10 protein-coding genes are annotated in these 11,748 nt (G+C 44.2%); 1 reads left to right on the plus strand and 9 read right to left on the minus strand.

Annotation, left to right across the window (positions count from 1 at the left end; genetic code table 11):
• Positions 1 to 8: 8 nt before the first annotated feature.
• The 9 genes from SHEWPOL2_RS01110 to SHEWPOL2_RS01150 all read right to left on the minus strand — a co-directional run bounded on the left by SHEWPOL2_RS01110 (position 9) and on the right by SHEWPOL2_RS01150 (position 9,004).
• Positions 9 to 848: a Dam family site-specific DNA-(adenine-N6)-methyltransferase gene (locus tag SHEWPOL2_RS01110; protein ID WP_037425151.1), complete on the minus strand. Its 840-nt coding sequence runs from the start codon at positions 846 to 848 to the stop codon at positions 9 to 11.
• A 48-nt stretch (positions 849 to 896) separates the two neighbouring features.
• Positions 897 to 2,300: an AAA family ATPase gene (locus tag SHEWPOL2_RS01115; RefSeq protein WP_037425153.1), complete on the minus strand. Its 1,404-nt coding sequence runs from the start codon at positions 2,298 to 2,300 to the stop codon at positions 897 to 899.
• Positions 2,301 to 2,318: 18 nt separating this feature from the next.
• Positions 2,319 to 3,398, minus strand: a complete 1,080-nt coding sequence (gene aroB / locus SHEWPOL2_RS01120) for a 3-dehydroquinate synthase (RefSeq protein WP_037425156.1) — start codon at positions 3,396 to 3,398, stop codon at positions 2,319 to 2,321.
• Positions 3,399 to 3,403: 5 nt separating this feature from the next.
• Positions 3,404 to 3,919: a shikimate kinase AroK gene (aroK, locus tag SHEWPOL2_RS01125; protein WP_037424170.1), complete on the minus strand. Its 516-nt coding sequence runs from the start codon at positions 3,917 to 3,919 to the stop codon at positions 3,404 to 3,406.
• A gap of 219 nt (positions 3,920 to 4,138) precedes the next feature.
• The gene (locus SHEWPOL2_RS01130) at positions 4,139 to 6,196 is read right to left on the minus strand and encodes a type IV pilus secretin PilQ family protein (protein WP_037425158.1); all 2,058 of its coding nucleotides are present in this window, start codon (positions 6,194 to 6,196) and stop codon (positions 4,139 to 4,141) included.
• 21 nt (positions 6,197 to 6,217) lie between these two features.
• The gene (locus tag SHEWPOL2_RS01135; RefSeq protein WP_037424163.1) at positions 6,218 to 6,733 is read right to left on the minus strand and encodes a pilus assembly protein PilP; all 516 of its coding nucleotides are present in this window, start codon (positions 6,731 to 6,733) and stop codon (positions 6,218 to 6,220) included.
• Positions 6,733 to 7,356 carry a type 4a pilus biogenesis protein PilO gene (locus SHEWPOL2_RS01140; RefSeq protein ID WP_037425161.1) on the minus strand — a complete coding sequence of 208 codons (624 nt, stop codon included), beginning with the start codon at positions 7,354 to 7,356 and terminating at the stop codon, positions 6,733 to 6,735. The genes SHEWPOL2_RS01135 and SHEWPOL2_RS01140 overlap by 1 nt, the downstream gene beginning before the upstream one ends.
• Positions 7,353 to 7,937 carry a PilN domain-containing protein gene (locus SHEWPOL2_RS01145; RefSeq protein WP_037425164.1) on the minus strand — a complete coding sequence of 195 codons (585 nt, stop codon included), beginning with the start codon at positions 7,935 to 7,937 and terminating at the stop codon, positions 7,353 to 7,355. The genes SHEWPOL2_RS01140 and SHEWPOL2_RS01145 overlap by 4 nt, the downstream gene beginning before the upstream one ends.
• A complete protein-coding gene (locus tag SHEWPOL2_RS01150) occupies positions 7,925 to 9,004 on the minus strand; it encodes a pilus assembly protein PilM (RefSeq protein WP_037424154.1) in 1,080 nt (359 codons plus the stop codon). Before SHEWPOL2_RS01150 ends, SHEWPOL2_RS01145 begins: the two co-directional genes overlap by 13 nt.
• 189 nt (positions 9,005 to 9,193) lie before the next feature.
• On the opposite strand from SHEWPOL2_RS01150, the gene SHEWPOL2_RS01155 reads away from it, so the two are divergent.
• Positions 9,194 to 11,713: a PBP1A family penicillin-binding protein gene (locus SHEWPOL2_RS01155; protein WP_037424150.1), complete on the plus strand. Its 2,520-nt coding sequence runs from the start codon at positions 9,194 to 9,196 to the stop codon at positions 11,711 to 11,713.
• Positions 11,714 to 11,748: the final 35 nt, after the last annotated feature.

An 11,748-nucleotide genomic window follows, 5' to 3' on the forward strand; every position in this document is an offset into this window, starting at 1 on the left:
CACAGTAATCACTCATCCTGCGGATCGTAAGTCTCATCGTATAAAGCAATCAACTCGTCAACTTTATTGCGGCCACTACCATTTTGGCTAATGTTGCGTTGCACTTGGATCTTAGCGAGATGCGCACCGCGATACAGTTCGCGCGTCAGCGGAATATCATGGTTGCTAATCACAACAGGAATGCGCTGTTCAAGAGCCATATGCCGCGAATAACGCGCGAGCAACGCCTGATCATCTAAGCTAAAGCCTGCACCGACATAGGTAGTAAAACTCGCCGTGGAGGATAATGGCGCATAGGGTGGATCACAATAAATCACATCACCAATTCGGATTTGTTCAAAGGCTTTTTCATAGCCAATGCACCTAAATTCGGCGCGTTGCGCTTTCTTTGAAAAGGCCAAAATTTCCTTTTCGGGGAAATAAGGCTTCTTGTAGGAGCCAAAGGGTACATTAAAGCCGCCTTTGCGGTTATAACGGCACAAGCCATTAAAACCATGACGATTCAAGTACAGAAAATAAACCGAACGCAGGAAAGGATCGCGAGATTTATTAAAGTCTGTACGCACGCGATAGTAGGCTTCCTTCTGATTCATCTCATCAACAAATAGCTTCTTAGCAGCCGCAATGTACTCCAAGGGCCTTTCTTTGACTATGTTGTAGAGATTTATCAGGTCTTGATTGATATCGCAGAGTAAATAGCTGGGGTAGTCAGTATTTAAAAATACCGAACCTGCGCCAACAAAGGGCTCAACTAAACGTTCACCCATGGGTAAATAGTTCGAGAGCTCATCCACCAATTTAAATTTTCCGCCAGCCCATTTCAGGAAGGCTCTATGTTTTTTGATCATTTAACTTGATGAATGCCGACAAAAATAAAGGCCATGATTGTACTCTGTTTATTCTGAAATTTCACCGCTTGGAAGCGCATCTTGTAATTGATAACCACCGAGCTCAGCCCATTTTTTTATCATGGGTTGACTCAAACGATATTGTTTGACCAATTCTGCGGCAGCCTGTTGCGCCGATTGACTGTCGCTAAACTGCCCCACCAGCACCACCCAAAATTGTTTGTATTTAGCGACTCGAATATCCGGCACAGAATGCAGTTTTTTCAACAGCGACTCAACTGTGTCACGCTGGGAGACTGTAGCTATTTGGATGGTATAACCGGACGTTGGCCGAGTTTTTACATTAGTTATTGATGCTGCCGTGATGTTCTTCGCTGGATGAACGTTATCGTTCTTAGCGATATCTTCATGTGATGTATTGTTACTAGCAGTCACAACATTGTTTTCGGCCTTACTTGTGGCTTCATCAATCGGTTGTGTTATGGCGGACTCATTCTCGGCTGGAGTCTCACCATGAAATCCCGCCAAAGGATCAGCTTGCTGCGCCGCTTGCAATAATAAAGACTGTGCTAACGACTCCTCACGTTGTTTAAAATAGGGCGTTAATATCCGTTGACCATGGGCTAAAAACTCGTCGGAATCCAACGCGGGATAAGTGACCACGTCAAGCACGGGCTCATCGGAAAAGGGTTGAGCCAATCCAAACCAAATCAAAATGGTAATCAACAAGCTGCAAAGTCCAATCAACGCTAGCTTATATTGTACCCAGGCTGACTTCTTCTCACTCTGGCCATGTAGCGCCAGTTCCAGCAAGGTAACAACTTCCTGAGGAGTACCCGTTTGTTTTTCAAGTTGTGCGCGAACAATGTCTCTTGGAGTAAATGGATTTTGGTCACTGTATCGCAGCAAGGTTTGATACAGTGCTTCCCGCTCAGGCAAACTTAGCGGTTCAATATTAATAGGCAGGATCTGCCGCCGGAGAGAATCGGGTAATTGTGGCAATAAATCGGCTAAAAATGCAGGAGGAACCGTCAAGGTCACAGCTATCCGCTGTCCCGCACACTGAATTTGATTGAGTATGATGCATTCTGCCCATAGCTCTTTTGAGAGCAAATGAGCATCATCGATGATGATATGTAACGGTTTACTTTGATTTTGAGCTACACGCAGAATAGTTTCGGCTAGGGGTATCTCATCATCAAAAATGGGGGATGACATCAACTGCACTAAAATCTTGCGACGAATCTCAGCGTTATCGGCATGCATGGGACAAATAACCAGCGCCGCATTTGAATCATCAAAATCGGTAGCTAATGCAGTGAGCAGCGTTGTCTTGCCCGAACCTTGGCCGCCAACAAGCACCAGCAATTGGTCGCTATAACTGGCAACATGATGCAATCTTTGTATGAGGGCTTCCTGTGAGGGAAGCAAGACTTGCCCCTGAAATGTCACTCATCCACCACACAAGGTTTATGCGCAGCAGATAACCTGTTCTAGGGTAGATTCAGAGACTTGACTAAATACTTCCGCTCGACCAATGGCCGTTGGAAGTACCAGCCGGATCTGACCGCCTAACACTTTCTTATCGCGACGCATATGTTGAATAAAACTGTCGAAATCCATTGATTCCGGCGCTTTTACAGGAAGATCGAAGGCTTGAAACAATTGCACAATACGACGGACAATTGACTCATCAACCAATCCTAAAGACTTAGCGGTTTGAGCAGCAAGGACTGTGCCAGCCGCAACGGCCTCACCGTGCAACCAGTTACCATAGCCCATCTCAGCCTCAATAGCATGACCAAAGGTATGCCCAAGATTCAAAAGCGCGCGCACGCCCTGCTCTGTTTCATCTTGGCTGACCACATCAGCTTTAATTTCGCAGCAGCGGGAAATCACATAGACTAAGGCTTGAGTGTCTAAGCTTTTTAGTGCTTGAACATTATGCTCAAGCCATTGAAAAAACTCAGCATCCCACATAATGCCATATTTAATAACTTCCGCCATCCCCGCAGCAAACTCACGCGCCGGCAAGGTCTTTAAACAGTCAGTATCAATAATGACAATTTGTGGCTGATAAAAAGCCCCTATCATATTTTTACCCAAAGGATGATTGACCGCCGTTTTGCCGCCAACCGAAGAATCCACTTGGGATAAAAGCGTTGTAGGGATTTGAATAAAATCGATACCACGTTGATAACATGCCGCGGCAAACCCCGTCATATCACCAATCACCCCTCCACCGAGGGCAACCAACACAGAATCTCGGCCATAATTACGTTGCAGTAAAGCCGAAAAAATAGCATCTAAATGCGTTAAATCTTTAAATTGTTCGCCATCGGGAAGGATGACACTAGATACCTCACCAAACGAAGCCATCGTGTCTTGAACCTGGTTTAGATACAAGGGCGCGACGGTTTCATTGGTGACGATAAGGATACGTTTTTTCAGCAGATAGCGAGACAAAGTCTCGCTATCACTCATCAAACTCTGGCCAATGTAAATGGGGTAACTACGTTCACCTAAATTAACCTGAATTTGTTGTGTCATTCTGCCTAGAAACCTAATTTCTCAACGATTTGATTCGCAACAACCTTTGCACTTTGATCATCAGTTTTAACGATCACATCAGCAATTTCTTCGTACAGAGGGTTACGGATTTCTGCGAGGCTCTCTAATACTTCTCGCGGATCATCTACTTGCAGTAATGGGCGACGCTTGTCTCTTTGAGTTCGCGCAACCTGTTTGTCGATAGTGGTTTCGAGATAAACCACAATACCGCGAGCAGATAAATGATTACGGATATCTTTGCTCTGAACTGAACCACCACCAGTGGCAAGGACAATACCCTGTTTTTCAGACAGATCAGCAATAACCTGAGCCTCACGACGGCGGAAACCTTCTTCGCCTTCTACATCAAACACCCAAGCAATATCAGCGCCAGTGCGTTGCTCAATCTCTTGATCTGAATCGTGGAATTCTAAATGCAGCATTTGCGCCAGATGGCGACCAATTGTGCTTTTACCTGCGCCCATTGGGCCTACCAGAAAAATATTACGTTTTTCAGCCATTTCTTGTACGTCTGAATCTTAATGAAAAGTATGCCTATATCGACTCATGATCAAGCCGACCTACTGTATGTTACCTTGCTCTTATGAGACTTGACCGAGGATTATCTCAGTTTAATGTCTAGTCTGGCAAGTGATGCTCGCTATTTATGGTAAGAATTGTATTTTATAAATAATAAAGCCAGCAAGTGGTGCTGGCTTTATCCGAACGACTACATAGAGTTAGAGTTTCTCATTCACAATTTTAGGTGTTACAAAAATCAATAGCTCTTGGCGCTCATTCTTGTCGGTACTGTTACGGAATAAGAAACCGACCAAAGGAATGTCTCCCAAAATAGGTACCTTGCTAACCCGGCTAATCAAATTCTGCTGGTAGATACCACCTAATACAATGGTTTCGCCATTATCGACAAGTACTTGAGTACCAATACGCTGTGTATCAATCGCTACTGCTGGACCTGTCGGCGTATCCACCGTTTTGCCCTGTGAGTCTTGCGTAATCTCAAGATCCAGAATCACACGATTGTCCGGTGTAATTTGTGGTGTCACCCTTAGTGACAACACCGCCTTTTTAAAGGTCACCGAGGTCGCACCGCTTGACGTGGATTGTACGTAGGGAATTTCAACACCCTGCTCAATATACGCCGATTTTTGGTTAGAGGTCGTGATACGAGGGCTCGCGATAATCTCACCTTTGTTTTCTTGCTCTAGTGCACTGAGCTCTAGATCCAAGATAGTACCGTCAGCGAGCTTAGCCACATGGAAGGCGATGCTAGTTGGGTTAGTGACGGCCGCAGGCAAGTTCACATTCAAACGATTATCTAAACTCGGTATCGTACCATTGGCAATATCACCGGCCCCTTCTAGAGAGCCAGAGGTCCCTTTATCACCCTGCTGATCAGTCACTCCCCAGCGGATACCCAAATCTTCGGATACGTCATCCTTTACGGTAACCATACGTGATTCAATCAACACTTGGCGGATCGGAATATCAAGCACCTCAACCAAACGATGAATATTTTCGATGATTTCAGCGGTATCTTTGACGAGTACCGTATTGGTGCGCTCATCAACGGCCACAGAACCGCGAGGAGACAATAAACTTGAGTCAGTGCCTTTTAATAGCTCGGCAATGTCGGTCGCTTTGGCATAGTTAATCTGCAGATACTCAGAATAAAGCGGCGCAAGCTCTTTAACTTCCTGTTTACTTTTGAGATTTTGACTTTCGCGAATCGCAAGCTCTTCACTCGGCGCCACCATCAAAATATTACCTTCGATGCGTTTATCGAGTCCTTTGGTTTGCAAAATCAAATCCAGTGCTTGGTCCCAAGGTACATCGTCAAGCCTAAGGGTAATATCTCCCTCAACAGTATCACTGGTCACTAAGTTAAAGTTGTTATAGTCAGCAATAATCTGTAATACGGTACGAACAGAAATATTCTGGAAGTTTAATGAAAGGGTCTTACCGTTATATTTCTTAATATCTTTAGTCGCTACAGTACGTTCAACCTTATTAATCGACAACCTAAAGAGGTTATCTTCCTGCTTATAATTGAACTCATAATTACCCGATACATCGACTATGATGCGAGTCGTTAAGTCATCTTTAAAGGTTTCAAAGTTTTTAACTGGCGTAGAAAAATCCTGTACATCCATCACATACAACAAGTCATTGTTGATGTCAGTGTTGTAAAGCTGAACCTCAAGTTTGGCACCAATTTGCTCAACGTTGGCCGCAACAGAGCGGCTATTTAGGTAGACTAATAAATCGCCACCGCCATTTTCATTACGTCGAAAATCAATATTTTTAATACTATTTACAAATGGGCTATTTGCTGTTGTCTGAGAATTCACAACCTCATCATTAATGGTTAAGCGATAAGAATTACCAACTACGCTACCTTGATAAGGTTTGACTTTGGATAAACCTAAAGTCACCGTCAAACGCGCATCTTGCTGCGAGGTCACTAGATCTTTAACACCGACCTGATTAATCGGTAAGCGATCTTTAGAAAGACCAGAAATACTATCATCAAAGGTCAATACCAGCTCAGCAGGCGATGCATTTGAATCAATTTGTGGAGCCGAAATCGCATCCTCAAATATTAACTCGACCTCTAACTGATGATCGACTAAAGCATGGTATTTCACATCCATTAGCCGATTTGCCGCAAAGCTCGATGGCAAAAATCCAAATAGTAATGCGATCCCAATAACAGACTTAACTAAGCCTGAAGATAAAAACGATAACGGGATTTTTATCGCGGCAGAAGATTTCATTGTTCCCTCATCCTTCGCTTGTTATTTTCCAGAAAGTTCGATGTTGTTTGTACGCTCTGACCAACAACCCGTACCATCTGGAATTAATTCTACAACTTCCACATTCTGTGGAGTCACTTTCGCTATACGTCCGTTAAACAACCCTAGATACTCACCCACGCCCATCCGATATACACTGCCATCATTCGTTTCAATCAGCGCCCAAGTTACATTAGCTTCACTTAACGTACCGCGCATTTTTAGGTTGTCTAAAGCATAAGTTTCTAAACGGCCTTTACGACGTTTTAAATCCGGTTGTAAGCAGTTTTTACTGGTATCAACGACTTCTTCGGTTAATTCGCGAGAAGGCGGAACAAAGGGACTACGCATTAACTCAGCCTGGTAGGCAAAATGCTCAAACTTAGGCGGTTCTTTTAAGGGTGGAATATGCGCCACATGCTGTGCTTTAGTTGTAGTAACAAATAGCTCTAAATCACTACGATCGCCAACACACCCCATTAAAAAAAGACTCATCCCTAACAGAGGTAAGAGTTTCATTATTTCTTCCCCTTGTTAGCAGGCTTTTCGAGGGGTAACTCTGCCCCTTCTTTAAAGCGATAGGTTTTAGCAAGAATGTCCATGGTTAAAGTACCGCTATCATCACGTTTGATCGTAAAATCATGCAAACTAACAATACGAGGTAACTTAGCAACACCACTCACCATATTGCCAATCTGATGATAATCACCAGTGACAGACATCTTAATTGGAAATTCGATATAAAAATCTCGCTGAATTTCAGCTTCCCAATTTAAACTTTTAATCCGTAAACCAGCATCCGTTGCTGCAAAGGTTAAGTCATCAAGCAAACCGGGCATCTCGTTTTCTGAAGGTAACATTTTCAGCAATTCGGCAAATTGCCCTTCCATTACGGCAAGTTGTTCACGATAAAGCTTTAAATTAGCGGCCAGTTGATATTTGTTTTGAAAATCTTCTCTTAGCTGTAACTCTTTGTTTTGTTCATTATTAATCACATCGATTGCATCAGACAACACCACAAAATATCCCGCTGCAAATACGCAAAGAGCCAGTAAAATAGCGAAAAATACTTTTACTTGTTTTGGCCAACTTCCGATATTTTCAAAATCGATATCATTAAACTGACTGAGATCGAGCTTCATTTACTCGCTCCTTTTGCCGCTTTTACGGGCTCTTCAGCAATGGCTCCTTTGATGCTCACCCTTAAACTAAAGCTCTGCAATTGTCTTAACTCATCATCTTGGGTAACGATCGATTGCATATTGGGATCGGTTAACCACTCAGACGCTTTTACCTTACGCATCATATTTGCTACGTTATTATTCGACTCACTACGACCTTCAATGAGCAACAAACTGCCTTTTTTCTCAAGACTTGATAGATAAATTCCTGGCGGAACAATACGCACTAGCTCGTCTAATACGTGTGTCGGCAAATTACGGGATTGCTGAAGATTTAAAATAATTTCAGTTCGACGCTCAATATCTTTTTTACGTTCAGTGATCTTTTTAATCTCGGCAATTTGAGCATCGAGCTGCTGAATTTCTGACTGTAAATAAGCATTTCTTGCTCGCTGCTCATCAGTCATCATCTCGAGTAAAGCCAGCGCTGCATAGACTAAGATTGCTGAGCCCAAAAATACCGCAGCCAATATGCCGATATAATCGCGTTTCTGCTTTTCTCTCGCTTCTTCACGCCAAGGAAGCAGGTTTATGTTCGCCATTGACCGTAGCTCCTCAGGGCTAAGCCACAAGCAACCATATATTTGCTAATGCTAGGTTGCAGTATATTTTTAACGGATTCATCCGCGTGCAGGCATCCTTGGAAAGGGTCGGCAATTATGGTGTGAACACCTAACTCATTGGTCAATAAGTTAGCCATGCCTTCTAGTTTAGATGTGCCACCACATAAGACGAGATAGTCGACTTTATCTTTGCCGCTTGAAGTACAATAAATTTGCAGCGTTCGCTTAATTTGCTGCAGTAATTGCGTTTGGAAGGGAGATAACACTTCAAACATATAATTACGCGGTAAATCACCCTCGATTTTTGCTTTTTCTGCCTGCTCATAAGACATGCCATAAAAAGACAGAATCGACTGAGTAAATAACTCACCACCAAAGGCTTGTTCACGGATAAATGTAGTTTCGCCAGACTCGACAACGCAGAAAGTAGTCATATTCGCGCCGATATCGACCATGGCAACTGCTTTCTGGCGAGCCCCTTCAGGTAATTGGCCTAGGACTAACTCAACCGCTCGACCTAAGGCATAGCCTTCAACGTCAACGACTTTAGTCTCTAGCTCGACTTCATCAAGCGCATCAACTCTGGCATCGATATTGTCAGTACGGCAAGCACTGAGTAATACATCGACCTTAGAAGGATCGGTACTGTTGACGTTTAAGGTTTCAAAATCAATGCTGACTTCATCAAGGGAATAGGGGATTAAGTTATCAGCCTCAATCTCAATTTGCGCTTCCATTTCCTCTTCGCTAAGCGAGGCATCCATGTAGATGACCTTAGTCATTACAGCAGAACCAGAAACCGCAACCGCAGCATATTTAACCGATTTAGGCAAAGCACGCTTTACCTGTTTGAGGCATTCAACAACGGCATCGGTATCACGAATATCATGATCGTTAATAGCACCCTTTTTTACGGGAACCGCTACGTGACTTAATATTTTGTATCCATCAGCAGTCTTACTCAGCAAAATGGCCTTTACTTCATGGGAACCAATATCAATTCCGACCATTTGCGGAGCCTGACGCTTCCATAAATTTGAAAGCATAATCCGTTGTCACTTTATTATTTATATTTCAGTATGAGAGATTAGCACAAAATCAACCCGTTATACGTATTTGTATAGAATGTTTCAAGATTTTACAAACGCTATTTTAGGGCCGTCACGTTTTTGCTTCACCCAAACGTTCGCGCCTTATATACTGTCGCACTTAACTGAACATTAGGATCAATTTAGGTGAAGTGGTTAAAACGTATTGTTATAGCTCTATTCAGTCTAGCCCTTTTGGGCGTAGGCGCCATTGTTGCAGCATACTTTTATGTTTTGCCGGATCTGCCGGATGTTTCGACACTAAAAAATGTGCAATTACAAACACCTTTGCGCATTTACAGTAGTGATGGCAAACTCATATCTCAGTTTGGTGAAAAACGACGTATTCCCTTAAAACTGGAAGAAGTCCCCAAACCGCTGTTACAAGCCTTCCTTGCCACCGAAGATGCGCGCTTTTATGAGCATGGTGGTATCGATCCTGTCGGGGTAATCCGCGCAGCAATCGTCATGTTAACAACCGGCGAAAAAAAGCAAGGAGCAAGTACTATCACCATGCAGGTGGCACGTAACTTCTTCCTAACCCGCGACAAAACCATTATTCGTAAGGTGAAGGAAATTTTTATTTCCTACCATATTGAGCAGTTGTTAACGAAAGATGAGATTTTAGAGCTGTACGTTAACCGTATCTATTTAGGCCAAAGAGCCTATGGCGTTGGCGCAGCCGCTCAAGTGTATTTTGGCAAAAACGTCCAAGATCTGACTCTGTCTGAAATGAGTATGATTGCTGGCTTGCCAAAGGCCCCCTCAACGCTTAACCCCATTACTTCACCTTCCCGCGCTCTCGCTCGTCGCAACGTGGTGTTGATGCGGATGAATGAAGTGGGGTATATCAGCAAAACGGAGTACCAAACAGCACTCCAGGAGCCACTCGTAGCCAAATATCATGGTGCCGAAATCGATCTCTATGCCCCTTATATTTCTGAAATGGCCCGAGATTACATGGTGCAAAAATATGGTGAAGAAGAAGCCTATACCAATGGCTATAACGTCTACACCACAATTTCATCCGATCTCCAGCTGTTAGCGCAGCAAGCATTACGCAATAATGTTTATGCCTATGATGAACGTCATGGCTACCGCGGTCCTGCTGCTGTTTTGTGGACAGGCGCTAAGCCTGATAATGCACAAATCAAAGCTGAACTGGCTAAAGTCACACCCGTCCAAGAGTTACAACCTGCCGCGGTATTAAGCATTGATGGACAGCAAGCCAGTGTATTAACCGCTAAAGGTGAAACCAAAGTCATCAAATGGGATGGCTTGAAATGGGCGCGTAAATTTATTAACGATAAACGCCAAGGTGCGGTACCTAAATCGGCTTCAGACATGCTGACAGTAGGCGAGCGTATTTGGATCCGCGACAATGGCCAGTACTTACAATTATCGCAAGTCCCCGAAGTAGCGAGTGCCACAGTGTCACTCGATCCGGAAAATGGCGCTATCCGTACTTTAGTAGGTGGTTACAGCTTTAGCCAAAGCCAATACAACCGCGTGACTCAGGCTAAACGCCAATTAGGTTCGAATATTAAACCTTTCATCTATGCTGCGGCATTAGAAAAAGGCTTTACGCTCGCGACTCTGATTAATAACGCACCGATTAATAAACCCGATATTAGCCAAGGTACTGCCTGGCGGCCGAAAAACTCGCCCGATATCTATGGTGGCCCAACGCGTTTACGTGTGGGCTTAGCGCAATCGATCAACGTCATGTCTGTTCGTGCCATGCGCCATATTGGTTTAGATGCAGCTATTGCCGAGTTAACTAAGTTCGGTTTTGACCCTAACGACTTACCACGCAACGAGTCCTTAGCACTGGGTTCACCTTCGGTAACGCCCTTACAAGTCGCAGCGGCTTTCAACGTGTTTGCAAATGGTGGCTTCTTGGTTGAACCTTTCTATATCGAACGAGTAGAAGACTCCTTCGGTAATGTCATTGAAAAAGCCAATCCAACCTTAGCTTGTAAGCCAAGTGGTAATCTAACCCAACCGAGTAGCGACCCAATGGGCTTTAGTGAGCCAACGGCGCAAACCGATGAGCCAGTTGCCCATTGCTTTGAACAAACTGGCCGTTACGCACCGCAAATTATCTCCGAACAAACGGCATTCCTGATCACCGAAGCGCTGAAGAGCGTGATCTGGGGTGGCGGCGATTGGAGTAAAGGTACAGGTTGGCAAGGTACTGCTTGGCGTGCGGCGCAATTAATTAAACGCCATGATATTGCAGGTAAAACGGGGACAACCAACGAATCTCGCGACACGTGGTTCAGTGGTTTTGGCCCGACGCTGACAAGCACCTTCTGGGTGGGATTTGACGATCATGGTCGGCAGTTAGGTAGAACCGCTTGGAACGCTAATGGTGAAAAAGATCAGATCACTGGGACCGAAGCCGGTGCTAAGACCGCAGGGCCTGGCTGGAACGAATTTATGAATAACGTGCTTAAAGGCGTCCCAGAAACCACGGCGATTCCACCGGAAGGAATCGTCTCGGTGCGGATCGACCTTGCAACAGGCAAGCTCACTCGTAAAACTGATTACACCAGTGATTTTGAATACTTTATCTCGGGCACTGAACCGAAGGAATATATCAGTGAAAGCCAAGATGAAAATAATCTCTTCATCGATGCGCCAGCGGATGACCTGTTCCAATAGCCGTAAATAGCAATAAAAAAACGCGACCTTGAGTC

It is taken from the genome of Shewanella sp. POL2 (genome assembly GCF_000282755.1).
GTDB classification, from domain to species: domain Bacteria; phylum Pseudomonadota; class Gammaproteobacteria; order Enterobacterales; family Shewanellaceae; genus Shewanella; species Shewanella xiamenensis.